Source organism: Trinickia caryophylli (assembly GCF_034424545.1).
Lineage (GTDB): Bacteria > Pseudomonadota > Gammaproteobacteria > Burkholderiales > Burkholderiaceae > Trinickia > Trinickia caryophylli.
The window spans coordinates 1,479,965-1,495,456 of the sequence record NZ_CP139971.1 but is presented as its reverse complement, the minus strand read 5'-3'; the positions used below and the strand labels follow the sequence as shown (position 1 = coordinate 1,495,456).

Genomic DNA, 15,492 nt, shown 5'->3' with positions numbered 1-15,492 from the left:
CCCGCCCGGGACCGATCTTTGCTCCTGCGCAAAACGAGCGGGTCAAGGCGGGCGATCGTTCCGATATCGTCGTACGGCATTCGGCACGGCCGGTCGTTCCTGGCGCGCGTGCATGCGCGGGTCCGGCTCATGCCGAATCCGGTAAAGCGCCTTATCCGCTGCGCCGCGAACGCCACTCGTGCGGCCGCCCACGCGGAGGATGCCGGAACGCGCATCGGCGAAACCTGACGGAAGGCGAGCGATCGTGAACAAACTCCTGCTAAGAGCCGCTTCTTACACTGTCGTTGCGCTTTCGCTCGATGCGTGCAACGGCGGCGGCACCACGCTGAGCGGCGGCGTTTATATGGGCAAGGTGGCAAACGCCCAGGTGGCTCTCTACCAGATCACCGCGGACGGAGCGGTGGCACTCAGTCCGATAGCCGTCACCCGCACCGACGCCAACGGCACGTTCAGTGTATCGGCCTCTCCGCGTTACCCTGTGCTCGTGCGTGCGTCAGGGGGCACCTACATCGAGGAAGCGACCGGCGAGGAAGCCACGTTGAGCACGCCGTTGTCCGCGGTTTATCTGTCGACGCCGAGCCGCATGTCCATCACGCCTTATTCCACCGCGGTAGTCACCGACGCCTTGGCCCGCGGCGGCCTGAATTCGGCGAACGTGACGGCGGCCGCGTCGCGCGTCAGCGCGTTTCTCGGCGGCATCGATGCACAACAGACCGTACCCGTCTATAGCGGCACGGCAAACGGTTCCGACATTCCAGCCGGTGTCAGGATGGCGTTTGCTCTCGGCGCCGAATCCCAGGCACGGACCGACGCGGGGCTCGCGCTCGAGAACAGCGCGCAGAACATCGCGACGCAAGCGGCCAACGGCGATACGCTCGGCATGTGCCACACGGGTGCCGGCAATACGAGCGCCGATGGGACGGTGCATGCAACCGCGGGCGACGCCTGCACCGTCACGGAGGGGGCCGTCGCCTACGCGGCCAACGCGTTGAACCGCACGGGCATTGCTTCCGTCGATCAGCTCGCGCCGGCGCAAGGCGCACCGTTGGCAGGCACGATTGCTTCCGGCTCGTGCAGCGACCGTGTCACGTTGCTTGCGAACACGAGCAATCTGGCGTTGTTCGATAGCCGCAGGCAGGCGGTCCAGGCAACGCTCGTGGGCGACATGACGGCCTCCAATTGGTCGACGTATCCCACGCCGAGTACCTGGGGCCCATTCGCGACCCGCTACGGCACGCTCCAGATGCCCGCCGGATGCACCGGCGCCGATGCGCTGCGCGAACTCGTGATGGCGGTCGAAAACTATTGGGTCGACCAGAACGTCAATTACTGTCACCACCATATACCGGGCTGGCTGCCGCCCGAAGGTACGAACACCAGCGGCAAGCCCTACCGCGACTCGACGCCGGGCAGCACGCTGCTCACCTGCACCGCGCAGCGCGGCGCTAACGGCGCGCAGAGCATTCAGCTCGCGGCCGGCGATGCCCCAGCCGCCTTTCCAGCGTCCAGCATCAACTGGCACGGCGTCGACTGCTCGGACTTCACCTCGTGGGCCTACAATTTCGCTGGCATCACGGCGAACGACCTGTCCACGGGTATCGGCACGCAAGCCTGCTCGACGGCGGATAACGGCGGCACCGATGCCGCCCCGTCGCCGGGGGTCCTGCTCGACATCAACCAAGCCAACATCGGCACGATGGAAAGCTACCTGCGTCCCGGGGATCTGCTCTATATCACGCAAGAGAACCCGACGGCCGACGCCGGCCAGTTCACGGGCGACTACAAGATTTCGCACGTGGTGACGTGGACAGGCAAACACTGGAGCGATCTCCAGGCCGGGGCGGACGCCAGCCGTTACGACATCAACCGGATCGGCCAGCCCGACTCCCGGCTCGGCGGCGACTTCCGCGCACACTTTCCGCCCGGGTTCGATTTCAGCCAGCTCGGCGCAACGCCGACCACCGATCCCTGGATGATCCTCGACAGCCATTTTGCCGGGCCGGCTTACCGGCCGTTCCTGCTCTGGTACCGGACGCATCTCTCGCACGTGCGCCGCATCATCGGCGCAGACGACGCACGCGCCGACCCGGTACTGAGCGCCTATGTGATCAAGCCGATATCGAGGAATGCCAAACGTACGCTGATCACACTCGGTTCCACGCATGCCGGCTCGACCGCGACGAGCGGCTACCGGATGACCTACGAAAACGGAGGCAAGCACAATTGCTACCGCGCGGGGACGGCCCAATGACGGGACGCGAGCGGTTGCCCTTCAACGGCGAGCAGCTAACATCAACATCTATTTGCCCGAGAGGAGGCCCCATGAAAGCCGTGATCTACGACACATTCTCCGCACCGCCGCAGCTCAGAAACGTACCGGACCCGGCACCGGAGCCGCATGGCGTGGTCGTCAAAGTCAGCGCCACGGGGGTATGCCGAAGCGACTGGCACGGCTGGGTCGGACACGACGCCGATATCGAACTCCCCCATGTGCCCGGCCATGAGCTGGCCGGCGTGGTCGAGGCGGTAGGCAAGGACGTGAAACGATGGAAGATCGGCGACCGCGTGACGGTACCCTTCGTCGGCGGATGCGGCGCCTGCCCGGAGTGCCATTCCGGGAACCATCAGGTATGCGACCGTCAATTTCAACCCGGCTTCACGCATTGGGGATCGTTCGCCGAATACGTATCCATTCATCAAGCCGACATCAACCTCGTAGCGCTACCCGAAACGCTCGACTTTGCGACAGCCGCGAGCCTCGGCTGCCGGTTCGTGACGTCGTTTCGTGCCGTCGTCGACCAGGGCAAGACGTCTGCCGGCCAATGGGTAGCCGTTCATGGCTGCGGCGGGGTGGGCCTGTCGGCGATCATGATCGCGAACGCGATCGGGGCGAACGTGGTCGCGATCGACATCTCGGAAGAGAAGCTCGATCTCGCCCGGGCGCTGGGCGCAGTTGCCACAGTGAACGCAGCGCGGGTCGCGAACGTCGTCGAAGCGGTGATCGATATTACGCAAGGCGGCGCCCACGTCTCATTGGATGCGCTGGGGCATCCCGCCACCTGCTTCAATTCGATCAGCAATCTCAGGAAGCGCGGCAAGCATATCCAAGTCGGCCTGATGCTGGCCGATCAGAGCACGCCCGCCATTCCGATGAGCAAGGTCATCGCGCACGAACTGGAGATCCTCGGCAGTCACGGCATGCAGGCGCATCGCTACGACGCCATGCTCGCAATGATTCAATCGGGAAAGCTCGCGCCCGAAAAGCTCGTCGGCCGAACGATCAGCCTCGAGCAATCCATCGATGCGTTGATGAACATGGATAAATTCGAAACCACCGGTGTGACTGTGGTAACCGAATTCTGAGGCGCATTGCCGCTTCGACGCCGCTCGGAGATTCCGGCACCGCCGAATGGTGAGACTCTGCGGGAGCCCGCCGACGCGACAGCCCTAAGCCAGCCGGTCACCGGGCGGATAGCCGGCACGCGCGCGCGAGCCATCCGGAACCGCCGCGTTGACGCGCGGATCCACATGCGTCATGACATTGAGCACACGGTGGCGCGCGAGCACGCGTTGCCGCGCGGCCACTGCGATATCGTGCCCCGCCTCGACCGAAATGCCGGCATCCACCTCGATGTGGACGTCCGCCACGATCATGTCACCCATCTTGCGGGTACGCAGATCATGAATACCCATTACGCCCGGCGTGTCGAGTAGCGTCTGGCGAATCGCGTCGACCTCCTGTTCGTCGGCCGAGCGGTCCATGAGATCGTGCAATGCATCGGAGCCGAACGCCCAGCCCATCTTCAGCACGAGCAGGCCGACCACCATTGCCGCGATCGGGTCGAGTATGGGGTAGCCCGCCAGATTGCCGACGATCCCCACGCCGACCACGAGCGACGACGCGGCATCCGAGCGCGCGTGCCATGCGTTGGCAACGAGCATGCTCGATTTCATCCGCCGAGCAACAGCGAGCATGTACCGGAACAGCAGTTCCTTCGCGATGAGCGCCCCAATCGCCACCCACAGCGCCACCATGTGAACGCGCTGAATCGACGCCGGCTCTTCGAGCTTGCGCAACGCGGCCCAAAGCATGCCGGCACCCACGGCGGCAAGAAGAGCCCCGAGCACGAGCGATGCGGCGGTTTCGAAGCGTTGATGACCATACGGGTGCGCTTCGTCGGCGCCCTTTTTGCTGTGATGACTCGCAAACAGCACCACGAAATCCGCGACGAGATCCGATAGCGAGTGGATGCCGTCCGCAATGAGGCCCTGGGAGCCCGAGAACACGCCGGCAAGCACTTGGCCGAGCGTCAGTGCAAGATTGACGGCCACGCTCACCCATGTGCAGCGGGACGCCGCGGTAGCGCGCTCGGCGGCGGAATGCGGCGCGTTTTCGTTGTCTTCGAAGAAGTCTTCGTTCTTCATGTGGCTTGGCCCCCACCCGTCCATCGCGCCGCGGCCCAACGCCGGACCGGCAAACATTCCCCGGCGTCCATTATGCCGGGCCGTACCGCTGATGGGGGCGCGTCGACCTGGGGCATTTGTGCGCTTCCCCCCGGCGAGGGTGAGCTTTTACGGGAGTTTCGACAGGTATCCTGTCGTGCGCCGGATATCCCGTCAAAATCGCATCTTCACCTGAAACCCGATCGTGAACGGCAGGTTATTGGAGGGAATGGGCGGCACGAGAATGAAGTTGACGCCCACGCGCTTGTAGGACGTCATCAGGATCGGCACGGCCACCGGCCCGATCGAATGATCGTGGCCGAAGCCGCGGCTTCCGTAGTTGTAGCCACTGATGATCCCGGCCATGACGGCGAGCCGCACGAAACCCCAATGCGCGAACTCGGGTGCCCAAACGCCGCCGCCATACCACGACGGGTGGGCCAGCGAATTTCGGAATCCGCCCGCTGTCACCGCCCATTGGCCGTTGAGCCAGCATTCGGCGCCGAGCCCCGGGTTGAAATCCTCGAACGATTCCTTCGGGTTCACGTGATACGAGGCCAGCATCGCGTCGACCCAAAAGCCGCCTTTACACCAATCGGCGGCACTGGCCTTGCCGATCGACATCGCAACGCCGATCGCCGCAAGCGCTGCAAGCCGCCCTGCGCGCGCAACGCCGGCGCGCGCCTTTACCGCTGCCTCCCTGTACCAACGCATTTGTTCTCCGTTTATCGGGCTATCGGGCTATCGGGCCAATGCCGATGTCGTTGTTGTCAGCCGGCTCGCTGTGGCTTGCCGCACACGTTGCGGCGAGCGATGCAGCAAGCCGCATGCAGCGCACGTCGAGGAAAGGCTCGAAAACGGGAATCTAAAAAGAAAAAACCCGATCGAGCCCACCATGTGGGCTCGATCATAGCAAGAGAAAAAGTCGATTCAGAGACCGAGATCGGATAGGCCCGGATGATCGTCGGGCCGGCGGCCGAGCGGCCAGTGATAGCGGCGTTCGCTTTCGCGAATCGGCAAATCGTTGATGCAGGCGAAGCGGCGCGCCATCAAGCCGTTCTCGTCGAACTCCCAGTTCTCGTTGCCGTAGGAGCGGAACCAGTTGCCGGAATCGTCGTGCCATTCATAGGCAAAACGCACGGCGATGCGATTGCCGTCATGCGCCCAGAGCTCCTTGATGAGCCGGTAGTCGAGTTCCTTGCTCCATTTGCGGCTCAGGAACGCGACGATCTGCTCGCGCCCGGTGACGAATTCGGCACGGTTGCGCCAGACGCTTTGCGGCGTATAGGCAAGTGCCACACGTTGGGGGTCGCGCGTATTCCATCCGTCCTCGGCGGCGCGGACTTTCTGAATGGCCGTCTCGCGTGTAAACGGCGGCAGCGGCGGCCGGGATTCCGTCGGCTGATTCGTGTCGGACATCTGTGCTCCTTCAATGGTCAAGATTGCGAACGGTCCTGCATCCTTATCCTCGAACGCGACTGTCGCGTCTGCCGGGCCTTCGCCTCGGGTACGACGGCATCGATCAGTCTTTCGGCCGCAGCCTGCGCATCGCGCGCGGCGTCGGGCGATCCGCTCACGAGCGCCACGCCGATCGCACCGTCGATGAGGATCAGCCATTGGCGTGCAAGCACGGGCGCCTCGCCTTCGTCGCGCCCTTGTGCTGCCAGGCAGGCGGCCCACATGTCCTGCACGAACGCGAGCAATTGCGCCTTGTGCTCGCGGGCGACGATACGCACGGGATCGTCGAGCGGCCCGATCTCGCCCGCGGCGTTCAGGAACGCGCACCCGTGAAACTCCGGCGACGCGAACCACACGCGCAAGAGATCGAATATGACAAGCAGTTGCGCCCTGGGCGTCGGCGCACCGCGCCGCGTGCCGTCGACGAACCATTTCATCCAGCGCTCGTGGCGACGCTCGAGCGCCGCAGTCACGAGTGCATCCTTCGATTCGAAGTACGTGTAGAAGCTCTTGCGCGTTGCCGCCGCCTGTCGAACGATGGCGTCCACGCCCGTGGCATGAATCCCTCCGGCATAGACGAGCGCCTCGGCCGCGTCGAGCAATCGCTCGCGTGGGGTTCGTTCGTCCATGGCCGCGCCTTGTGCGTGTTGCATAGGGGCAGCGCCTTGCGGTCGCTGCGGTCGCCGCTGTCGCTGAATGTTGCGGTCCGAATCAGTCATGCCGCTAAGGTAGAACGATCGTTCTCCTCTGTCAACGGCCCATTGGGGATATGCTTGGCGCAACGAGCAAATCGACGATGAGGCCAATAGCCGATGAAAGGAACGCGTAGGGTGGGCTGGGCGAGCGTGCGGGTGTCGTTGCTGGCGGTGGTTGCAATGGGAGCGCTGTCGCTGCCGGCGTGCACGCCTTTGCGCGTGGTGACGCATTCCGTCGACGCGAACGAGGCGAGCGTTCCGGCGGGCCGCTACAGTCTCGACGAGCACCATTGGAGCATCGTGTTCGATGTCGACCACCTGAAGTACTCGCGATTCGCGATGCGGTTCGACAAGGCGAGCGCCACGCTCGATTGGAAAGCGGGCGGGCTCGATGCGAGCAGCGTGGACGTCTCCATTGACGCATCGAGCGTGGACACGAACGTCCCGCTGCTCGACAAGCTCGTGAAGGGACACGACATGCTCGATGTCGGCGAATACCCGAGTATTCGTTTCGTGAGCCGCGGTTTCGCGCGAAAGGGGGCGGGCGAAGGCGAATTGAGAGGCGACCTCACGATTCACGGGGTCACCCGGCCCGTCGTGCTCGACGTGAAGTTCAACGGGTACGGCGTCAATCCGCTCACGAAGGAAGACACGCTGGGATTTTCGGCGCAGGGCCATTTCAGCCGTGCCCAGTTCGGCCTGGCAACGTGGTACCCCGCTGTCGGCGACGAACTGCGCGTGCGAATCGAAGCGGAGTTCGCGCGGCACGCGGTGCCCTGACGCCGCGTACCGCGCGCGTCAGGGCCTATGCCGCCAGACGGCCGATCCTCCGCTCAGGCCCCGCTCCAATCGAGAATGACCTTGCCGCTTTCGCCCGAGAGCATCGTCGCAAAGGCTTGCTCGTATTCGGCGACGGGGAAGCGATGCGTGAGGATCGGCTGCAAGTCGAGCCCGCTTTGCAGCATGGCGACCATCTTGTACCAGGTCTCGAACATTTCGCGCCCGTAGATGCCCTTGATCTCGAGCCCCTTGAAGATGACCTGATTCCAGTCGATTGCGGTTTGCGCGGGCGGAATGCCGAGCAGCGCCACCTTGCCGCCGTGATTCATTGCCTCGAGCATCTCGGTGAATGCGCTCGGCACACCCGACATTTCGAGGCCCACATCGAACCCTTCCGTCATGTGCAGATCGGCCATGACGTCGCGCAGCGATTCGCGGCCGACGTTTACGGCGCGCGTGGCGCCCATCTTGCGCGCGAGTTCGAGCCGGTAATCGTTCACGTCCGTGATGACTACGTTGCGCGCGCCCACGTGGCGCGCAATCGCGGCGGCCATGATGCCGATCGGCCCGGCGCCGGTAATGAGTACATCCTCGCCGACTAGGTTGAACGAAAGCGCCGTATGCGTTGCATTGCCGAACGGATCGAAGATCGCGGCCAGATCGTCGGAGATTTCGTCGGGGATCTTGAATGCATTGAAGGCGGGAATGACGAGGTATTCGGCGAAGGCACCTTCGCGATTGACGCCCACCCCCACCGTATTGCGGCACAAATGCCGCCTGCCCGCACGGCAATTGCGGCAAAAGCCACAAGTAATGTGCCCCTCGCCCGAAACGCGATCGCCGATGGCAAAACCGCGCACTTCCTGCCCCATTGCGACGATTTCGCCCACATACTCGTGGCCGACATGCATGGGAACGGGAATCGTCTTTTGCGCCCAGTCGTCCCACTTCCAGATGTGAATATCGGTGCCGCAAATCGCCGTCCGCTTGATGCGGATCATCACGTCGTTGTGACCGACTTCCGGTTTGGGCACGCGCGTCAACGTAAGGCCCGGTGCGCGCTCGAGTTTGGCCAGTGCTTTCATGCGGCGCCCCTCCTCAAACAATGCCGAGCGACTTGCCGACGCGCGCAAACGCATCGACGGTGCGATCGATCTGATCGCGGGTATGCGCCGCGCTCATTTGCGTGCGGATGCGCGCGCGGCCCTTCGGCACGACGGGAAATGAAAAGCCGATCACGTAGACGCCTTCATGCAGCAATGCGTCCGCCATGCGAGAAGCGATCTGAGCGTCACCCAACATGACCGGAATGATCGGATGCTCGCCGGGCACGAGCGTGAAGCCGGCTGCGCTCATTGCCTCCCGAAAATGCTCACCGTTCGCCTTGACTCGGCGGCGCAACTGCGCGCCTTCGTCGCTGCGCAAGAGTTCGAGGACCTCGAGCGAGGCAGCGGCAATGCTCGGCGTGAGCGTGTTCGAGAAAAGATAGGGGCGCGAGCGCTGGCGCAGCAGTTCCACGATTTCGCGGCGCGCGGCCACGTACCCGCCCGAGGCGCCGCCCAGCGCTTTGCCGAGCGTGCCCGTGAGAATATCCACGCGCCCTTCTACGCCGCAGTACTCCGGCGTGCCCCGGCCATGCTCGCCGATAAAACCGACGGCATGCGAATCGTCGACCATGACGAGCGCGCCGTATCGATCGGCCAGATCGCAGATTCCGCGCAGATCGGCAATGATGCCGTCCATCGAAAAAACACCGTCTGTCGCAATGAGCTTGAAGCGCGCGCCCGCTGCGTCCGCCTCGCGCAGCTTCGCTTCCAGATCGGCGAGGTCGTTGTTCTTGTAGCGATAGCGTTTCGCCTTTGAAAGGCGAATGCCATCGATGATGCTCGCGTGGTTGAGCTCGTCGCTGATGATCGCATCGCGCTCGTCGGTCAACGTTTCGAACAAGCCGCCGTTGGCATCGAAACAGCTCGAGTAGAGGATCGAATCCTCGGTGCCGAGAAACTGGGAAAGCGCTTGTTCAAGCGTCTTGTGAACGGTCTGCGTGCCGCAGATGAACCGCACCGATGCCATGCCGAAGCCATCGTTGTCGAGCCCTTCCTTTGCTGCCGCGATGAGCCGCGCGTCGTTTGCAAGGCCGAGATAGTTGTTGGCACAGAAGTTGAGAACTTCTTCGCCGCCGGCCAGGCGCACGGCCGCGGCCTGTGGGCTGGCGATGACCCGTTCGGATTTGTAAAAACCATCCGCCCGGATCTGGTCGATCGTCTGGCGAAGATGGACGAGGTAGTCGTCGCGCATCGAGGGCTCCTGTAAGAGTCGGTTCGCATGGCATGGCGCCGGGCCGGGGTCACCGGCAATCGGCGCAAAGGCCTGCCGTTACTGCTGTTATAGTCGCTTGTCCCGTTTATCGGATATATTCGATTTTTCGAACAATATTTCGATATATCGAACAACTCTAAGCGATCGGAAACCAAATGGCAAGCACCAGCAGCCGGCGCCCGGCGCACACGCCGGCACCCTCATCCATCGCCAGCGCGGCCCCGCCGCGCGTCGGCGAACAAATCGCCCGCCTCCGCGCCGAACGAAGAATGACGCTCGACGATCTATCTCGTGCGGCGGGCGTCTCGAAGTCGATGCTCTCGGAGATCGAGCGCGACAAGGCGAATCCAACCATCGCCGTTGCCTGGCGGCTGACCAACGCGCTCGGCGTGAGCCTCGATCAGTTGTTCGCCGCCCAGCGCACGCCCGAGACGATCGCCGTGGCGGGCCCGCACGACATCCCCACGCTCGATGGGCACGATGCGAAGTATCAATTACGTGTCTGGGGGCCGATCGAGCTGGCCGGCAAATTCGAATGGTACGAGCTCGCGCTCGAGCCCGGCGGGGCACTCGTCTCGAGCGCTCACGAGCCCGGCACCCGCGAACATTTGACGGTGTTGCACGGCGCAATCGAAGTCGAAGTCGACGGCTCGACGAAACGCCTGAAGACGGCGGATACGGCGCGCTACGTCGCAGACGTACCGCATGCGATTCGCAACGCCGGCAAGAGCGAGGCCAAAGCATTGCTCGTCGTCGTTCACGGCTGACGACACCGGCAGTTTTTTTGTCGGCCCCAATGCTGTATATTTATACAGTATCTCGATAACGAGAAGGGCCATGAGAGAACAAGATCTAGCGGCGTTGCAGTATCAGGCGGCGGCACGCGACCTCGATCAGATCGTCCGGAACATTGCCGCGCGCTACATCGTGCAGGGCGTCCCGCTCACGTGGCGGCTGCTGCATGCGATCGAAGCGGAAGCGCTTGCCGACCTCGGCTTCGCCAGCCGGCACGACGCACTCATCCTCGACCTGTTCCGGCGTCCGGTGGAAATGCACTATCCCGAAACGGACGACCCGGCGACATTCGGGCAATCGAATGCCTTACCGGCAGCCTTTGCATTCGCTGTGGCCGCCTATGAAGAAGCGTTCGAAGGCTCGCTCCAGAAAACCGCCGCCGGCCGCCAGGAGCGGCCGGCTCAGGGAGCCCGCGAACGCCGGTGACCCCTGCATTTTTCCCGCAAACGCTCACCGATTGATCCTGAAAAGCCTCACCTTTGACAGTAGTCGGGCCGGTCGCCTGCAAACGAATCGACGCGTTATACGGCGGAGGCAGCCCCCGAGGCATTCACGAAGCGTGTAATCGCCTCGAGTCTGGACCGACCGACGCCCGAGGAATGATCGCACTCGGGACACATCACCTCGTACCCTTCGCCCACCTGCGCGAGTTCCGGCTCGCCTTCCGTGCATTTGGGACATTGGCCGGGCATAACGACGTGACCGTCGACCGATGTGCCCAAGGCAGCGAACTCGTGTTCGCCGAGCCGCCCGGCACGCGCGAGCGAACAAAGCACGTCGGCTATTTCGGGGGACACGACTTCGCGTTTGCGGAGCGATTCGATTTCCCGCGCGAGCGCATCGATTTCGTCGGATTGCTCGCGTGTCTGAGCTTCGAGCCGGTCCGCTCGCGCCTTCGCGGCGCTCAATTGCTGAATGAAGTCGAATTCCTTGCGGCTTGCATCGCGAATGCCCGCTTGATAGGTTGAAGCCATGCTGCGCAAGGAGTCGAGCTCGACGAGCATCGGTTTGACGCGACGCTCCGCATCGGCAACGGCATCCTTGATCTGCTGCGCGTAATGCTCGGCACCACGCTTCATCTCGGCCTGCAAGGAATCCACGCGTTCGCGCAACAAGGCACTGGCGGCTTGTTCCTGCGCCAGTTGCCGGCCGAGCCGATCGTTGTCGGCCTCGAGGCGGGCCATCGCGGCGAGCAGGGCTTCGTGACCGGCCGAGCCGCGCGCGGCCGCGGTTGCGAGTTCGGTTTCGAGTTCGCGTACGCGAGACCAGGCGGCATCAGCGCGCTCCTCGGAGCGGGCGCGTATTTCTTCGGCCGCTTGCCGACGAATGTCCGCTTCGCGCAATTGCTGCTCAGCCTCGCCCACGGCCGCACGGATCTCGATACGTTCGGCATCGAGTTCCCGCCGCGCCTGTGCAAGCGCTTCTTCGAAAAGTGCTCCGAGCAGTTCCCCCGCACGTTCCTCTAGCGCGGGAGGAATAGCACCTGCGCCCACCCGCACTTTCGATGCCTCCCGAATTTTTTCCCAGAAATGGTCGATATCTTTGGGGATGTCGCTCGCGCTTCCCGTGAGCGTAAGATCGCGAACGGTAGCCATCGAAGGTCGAATGCCGAGATCGAAGAACAGACGCTTGCAGGCGTGCAGCGACAATTCCCGGCGGTGCGCGCCGCGTGCTTTCAGCGCTTCGAGTTCCTGCCTGATCGCCTGCCGTTCGTCATCGAGTGTCATGAGCTTGCTCTCGTTGTGATTGTCGCAATCATAATGTATTACGTAGTGATCGATACAAATCGATGTGGGTTTTTGCGTCAATCTCGATCGATCGACCAGACCCTTCGGTTTTTCGACGGTGTTATGCGGCAGAGCGCCTCGTTCCGTGAAACAAAGCGAGAAAGGTCACTCAAGTCTTTGTTTTTTCATGGAATGCTCGGTCATCTGGTTATCTGGACGTTGTTTCACGGGATGGGTTCGGTGTCGCAGGACGTTTTTCTGGGAGCGCACGGGGCTGCTTTGAGAGTCATTGATGTAAACACCCTTGAAACCTTGTTAAAAACGTTAACGCCTTGGCAAACCCTTACGCAGTAAGGGTTTGCGGACGCTCAGGTGAAGCTTTCCGGGAGAGATCGTGAGGGCTTGCGGGATTTCGCCGTGATGGAGTTCGGGGATACCCGTGAGTGTCTGCGGGAAACAACGTGAGCGGGTTCGGGGAGGTCGGCCAATGTCGATCGGCTCACCGGTGATTGTTTTCGGGAGCTGACTTCCACCAATGCCGTGTCGGGCCGTGCCGAATGGGTCGTTGCGATTTTTCCGTCGGTGAGGGTTTGCGGGATCGTCTCCGCAGATATTTTTTTGCGACTGGATGCCGCATTTTTGAGCAATGGTGAGCACGCCCGGGATCCAGCAGCCTTTTGTGGTGAGGCTTTCCGGGGACTCGGCCGCTGCGCGGTATCGGCTCCGAACCAAAGGTGAGCGAATACGGGAGGTAGCGCATCGCATGCTCGAAGTTGGCCGGGCAACCAGGGTCCCCTGCCTGCGAATGTGCCAAAGGTGAGGTTATCCGGGAATGGCGATGACCGTGACGCAAAAACCGCTGGATCGTCGCCGCGCCTGCCTCAGGTGAGCGTTTTCGGGATATTGATCGACCTCCGGAGGAGTGGGCCAGTAGAAGTTAGTCATCACTTTCGCGCGAAGGCATGCCAGATCGGCTCGGTGAGAGCCGGTTTGGCCTTGATACCGGAGCAATGGTGAGGTTTTACGGGACTCTCTGGAATGGCGACTGGCGTGCGGCACGCGCGTTATCACGAACGCGTAAGGTGAGCTTCTTCGGGGGGCGAGCCTGATGGAGGACGAGTGTGAGGTTCCGATTGTAAGTCCTGGCCGCCACAGGCTTTTTCTTGGCTACCAACCAATAAGGTGAGCTTTTTCGGGGGGGCTTTTGTCGTCATGGCAGGCTCGGCCAGCGGAGAGCGCTGCATTGCAAGAGTGAGCATTTTCGGGACATCTGAATGAAGCGTTGCCCTGCTCGAAGTGACCGGGGCGGCCTGTGCCGTGGCTTTGCGCAGGTCCGATGGTGAGGTTTTGCAGGAGTCGTCTCGAGTGCATCGGGCTCATTATGGGCGCTCGTCGCTCATGGTTTGCCCGCTGTATCGCTATAAGGGGGGCGTAGGTGCGGAGGTGGCATTCCCTCCGCTCTGATTGTTGGTTTGTGCTGCGCTATGGAGGCGCCAGCGGGCGCGCTCCCCGAAACCGATGTCCGGAGCCCGGATTGGCGGGAGCGAGGCTTGCCGCGACGTTGCGAGCCGTTCCTCGGAGTCTCGCCAAGACGCTTTCTATCCGGCGGTAAGCGCGTCGCAAAATTGCGACAAGAGCCAAGGTGAGCACGTTCGGGAGCAATCCAACCTGGATTCCCGGCTGTTCGGAGAAAGGTCGATTTGTGTCTTGCCGCGACGGGCAAGGTGACAATGAATAGTCGCCCGTAGCGTACTGGTGAGCTTTTCCAGGAGCCGATGGAGGTGAAGGGCTGCCGAGAAACGGCGGTCACCGAAAAGGGTGAGCAAGCTCCTATAGACGGGGTTCACCACGCTCCGGTATCCTTTCGGCAATTCCCTTTTCGACCCGACGCATGGCAACGAAGCGCGCGAAGAAAACCGACGTGGTGAGCCCGAGCTCCGCTGAACTGCGCAAGGCCGTCGAGGCGATTGCCATTCAGCCGAAGAGCGGCAAGATCACGCTGCTCACTCGAAAGCTGTTCAACGTTCTGCTGGCCGTCGCTCAGCAGGCCGACGACTCGGGCGACACCTATCGGGCGTTGTTGTCCGACATCGTCGCGAACTCGGCCTTCGATTCCAACGATACGGCGCTCGTGAAAGAGCACCTGCGCCGGATGGTGTCGGTGCAAGTCGAGTGGAGCCAGGGCACGTCGAGTCAGAAGCCGGGCCGCAAATGGGGCATTTCCACGCTGATTGCGGATGCGGAAATCCTCGAGGATCCTAGTACGCGCCGGGTCTGGGTCGAGTTCTCCTTCGCGCCGAAGATCAAGAAAAAGCTGTTGGACCCTGTGCAGTATGCGCGTCTGAGTCTGCAATTCCAAAGCCAGCTGCGCAGCAGCGCGGGGTTGGCGCTTTATGAGATCTGCGTCCGGTATCTCACGAACCCGAGCCATCTGACGATGCGCGAGCCGTGGGCGTGGTGGCGCCCCATTCTTTCGGGCACGCCCGATACCGAGGCCGGGGACGAAGCCAAACGCGAGTACAAGTACTTCAAGCGCGATTATTTGCGCCCGGCGATCGCCGAGGTGAATGCGGTCACGAACATCTTCGTCGAACTGATCGAGCACCGCGAAGGCCGGCGTGTGGCCGAGATCCAGTTTCGCGTCACTGAGCGTAAGCAGCCTATGCTGGCGCTCGACGAGCACCCGAATGTGTTCGACAGTACGCTCGTGGATCGCATGGTAAAGCTGGGCATCCCGTTGAAGGAAGCGCAGACGCTGTACGCGGACAGCGAGGAAAACCGGATTCGCGCCGCGCTCCAAATGACCGAGCAACGTATGCGCAGCACGACGCTGCCACCGGTGCGCAGCGCGGCGGCGCTCTTCAAGGATGCGTTGAAGAAGGGGTACGCACCGGTAGTCGACATGTCGTCGGCCACCGCGGCCAAGATCGCCGGCACGGCTGCGCCGGCGGACGAACTCAAGGCGCGTTTGCTGGACGAGTATGCGGCCTATCGGCGCAAGGAAGCGAAGGCGCTCTACGAAGAGCAAGGAGATTCCGAACAGGCGCTCGCCCGCCGGTCGTTCGAGGAAGACGTGGTGCCCGGTCTAGGGACGCATCTGCGCGACGAGTGGCGGCGGCGCGGGCTGGCTTCCAAGCTCGGAGAGACCGCGTTCTTCGACTGGCTCGCGCGCAAGACCTGGGGCGAACCAACCGACGGCGATCTGCTCGCGTTCACACTCAGTCATTCGCGTGCGGCCTGACCGTCACGTGCTGCTCGATTCGAGCCGCGGAGAC

13 protein-coding genes are annotated in these 15,492 nt (G+C 62.7%); 6 read left to right on the top strand and 7 right to left on the bottom strand.

The genetic code is table 11. The annotated features are described in order from the left end of the window. The first annotated feature begins 199 nt into the window (after positions 1–199). Both U0034_RS25870 and U0034_RS25865 read left to right on the top strand, forming a co-directional pair. Positions 200–2,251 carry a hypothetical protein gene (locus U0034_RS25870; RefSeq protein WP_386092468.1) on the top strand — a complete coding sequence of 684 codons (2,052 nt, stop codon included), beginning with the start codon at positions 200–202 and terminating at the stop codon, positions 2,249–2,251. Positions 2,252–2,322: 71 nt separating this feature from the next. Continuing rightward, positions 2,323–3,363, top strand: coding sequence for a zinc-dependent alcohol dehydrogenase family protein (locus U0034_RS25865; protein WP_085229397.1), 1,041 nt, complete (start codon positions 2,323–2,325; stop codon positions 3,361–3,363). Between the two features lie 84 nt (positions 3,364–3,447). Here U0034_RS25865 and U0034_RS25860 read toward each other — a convergent pair whose 3' ends face one another. The 4 genes from U0034_RS25860 to U0034_RS25845 form a co-directional block, all read right to left on the bottom strand. Then, complete coding sequence (locus tag U0034_RS25860) at positions 3,448–4,425, bottom strand: cation diffusion facilitator family transporter (protein WP_085229449.1); 978 nt, start codon at positions 4,423–4,425, stop codon at positions 3,448–3,450. A 192-nt stretch (positions 4,426–4,617) separates the two neighbouring features. Then, complete coding sequence (locus U0034_RS25855; RefSeq protein ID WP_085229396.1) at positions 4,618–5,157, bottom strand: hypothetical protein; 540 nt, start codon at positions 5,155–5,157, stop codon at positions 4,618–4,620. Between the two features lie 216 nt (positions 5,158–5,373). Continuing rightward, on the bottom strand, positions 5,374–5,862 hold the full coding sequence (locus tag U0034_RS25850) for a nuclear transport factor 2 family protein (RefSeq protein ID WP_085229395.1): 489 nt from the start codon (positions 5,860–5,862) through the stop codon (positions 5,374–5,376). Between the two features lie 17 nt (positions 5,863–5,879). Next, the gene (locus U0034_RS25845; protein ID WP_176072557.1) at positions 5,880–6,530 is read right to left on the bottom strand and encodes a TetR/AcrR family transcriptional regulator; all 651 of its coding nucleotides are present in this window, start codon (positions 6,528–6,530) and stop codon (positions 5,880–5,882) included. A gap of 183 nt (positions 6,531–6,713) precedes the next feature. Between U0034_RS25845 and U0034_RS25840 the strand changes: the two genes are divergently transcribed. Beyond that, a complete protein-coding gene (locus tag U0034_RS25840; RefSeq protein WP_085229393.1) occupies positions 6,714–7,376 on the top strand; it encodes a YceI family protein in 663 nt (220 codons plus the stop codon). A 53-nt stretch (positions 7,377–7,429) separates the two neighbouring features. Here U0034_RS25840 and tdh read toward each other — a convergent pair whose 3' ends face one another. Further along, entirely contained in the window at positions 7,430–8,461 is a 1,032-nt protein-coding gene (gene tdh, locus U0034_RS25835; protein ID WP_085229392.1) for an L-threonine 3-dehydrogenase, read from the bottom strand. 13 nt (positions 8,462–8,474) lie between these two features. Further along, positions 8,475–9,674 (bottom strand): glycine C-acetyltransferase, encoded by a 1,200-nt coding sequence (locus U0034_RS25830; protein ID WP_085229391.1) that lies wholly within the window; start codon positions 9,672–9,674, stop codon positions 8,475–8,477. A 176-nt stretch (positions 9,675–9,850) separates the two neighbouring features. Here U0034_RS25830 and U0034_RS25825 point away from each other — a divergent pair, with 176 nt between their 5' ends. Both U0034_RS25825 and U0034_RS25820 read left to right on the top strand, forming a co-directional pair. Then, complete coding sequence (locus tag U0034_RS25825; RefSeq protein ID WP_085229390.1) at positions 9,851–10,462, top strand: helix-turn-helix domain-containing protein; 612 nt, start codon at positions 9,851–9,853, stop codon at positions 10,460–10,462. Between the two features lie 70 nt (positions 10,463–10,532). After that, entirely contained in the window at positions 10,533–10,916 is a 384-nt protein-coding gene (locus tag U0034_RS25820) for a DUF2471 family protein (protein ID WP_085229389.1), read from the top strand. A 95-nt stretch (positions 10,917–11,011) separates the two neighbouring features. On the opposite strand, the gene U0034_RS25815 is transcribed toward U0034_RS25820, so the two are convergent. Continuing rightward, a complete protein-coding gene (locus tag U0034_RS25815) occupies positions 11,012–12,217 on the bottom strand; it encodes a DNA-binding protein (protein ID WP_085229448.1) in 1,206 nt (401 codons plus the stop codon). Positions 12,218–14,108: 1,891 nt separating this feature from the next. Between U0034_RS25815 and U0034_RS25810 the strand changes: the two genes are divergently transcribed. Continuing rightward, positions 14,109–15,458 carry a replication initiation protein gene (locus U0034_RS25810; RefSeq protein ID WP_085229387.1) on the top strand — a complete coding sequence of 450 codons (1,350 nt, stop codon included), beginning with the start codon at positions 14,109–14,111 and terminating at the stop codon, positions 15,456–15,458. Positions 15,459–15,492 lie beyond the last annotated feature (34 nt).

What these genes read in the sequence shown, in the direction of transcription:
- U0034_RS25870 (WP_386092468.1), top strand. Translation starts at nt 200, where the DNA reads ATGCCGGAACGCGCATCGGCGAAACCTGACGGAAGGCGAGCGATCGTG.
- U0034_RS25865 (WP_085229397.1), top strand. Translation starts at nt 2,323, where the DNA reads ATGAAAGCCGTGATCTACGACACATTCTCCGCACCGCCGCAGCTCAGA.
- U0034_RS25860 (WP_085229449.1), bottom strand. Translation starts at nt 4,425, where the DNA reads ATGAAGAACGAAGACTTCTTCGAAGACAACGAAAACGCGCCGCATTCC.
- U0034_RS25855 (WP_085229396.1), bottom strand. Translation starts at nt 5,157, where the DNA reads ATGCGTTGGTACAGGGAGGCAGCGGTAAAGGCGCGCGCCGGCGTTGCG.
- U0034_RS25850 (WP_085229395.1), bottom strand. Translation starts at nt 5,862, where the DNA reads ATGTCCGACACGAATCAGCCGACGGAATCCCGGCCGCCGCTGCCGCCG.
- U0034_RS25845 (WP_176072557.1), bottom strand. Translation starts at nt 6,530, where the DNA reads ATGGACGAACGAACCCCACGCGAGCGATTGCTCGACGCGGCCGAGGCG.
- U0034_RS25840 (WP_085229393.1), top strand. Translation starts at nt 6,714, where the DNA reads ATGAAAGGAACGCGTAGGGTGGGCTGGGCGAGCGTGCGGGTGTCGTTG.
- tdh (WP_085229392.1), bottom strand. Translation starts at nt 8,461, where the DNA reads ATGAAAGCACTGGCCAAACTCGAGCGCGCACCGGGCCTTACGTTGACG.
- U0034_RS25830 (WP_085229391.1), bottom strand. Translation starts at nt 9,674, where the DNA reads ATGCGCGACGACTACCTCGTCCATCTTCGCCAGACGATCGACCAGATC.
- U0034_RS25825 (WP_085229390.1), top strand. Translation starts at nt 9,851, where the DNA reads ATGGCAAGCACCAGCAGCCGGCGCCCGGCGCACACGCCGGCACCCTCA.
- U0034_RS25820 (WP_085229389.1), top strand. Translation starts at nt 10,533, where the DNA reads ATGAGAGAACAAGATCTAGCGGCGTTGCAGTATCAGGCGGCGGCACGC.
- U0034_RS25815 (WP_085229448.1), bottom strand. Translation starts at nt 12,217, where the DNA reads ATGACACTCGATGACGAACGGCAGGCGATCAGGCAGGAACTCGAAGCG.
- U0034_RS25810 (WP_085229387.1), top strand. Translation starts at nt 14,109, where the DNA reads ATGGCAACGAAGCGCGCGAAGAAAACCGACGTGGTGAGCCCGAGCTCC.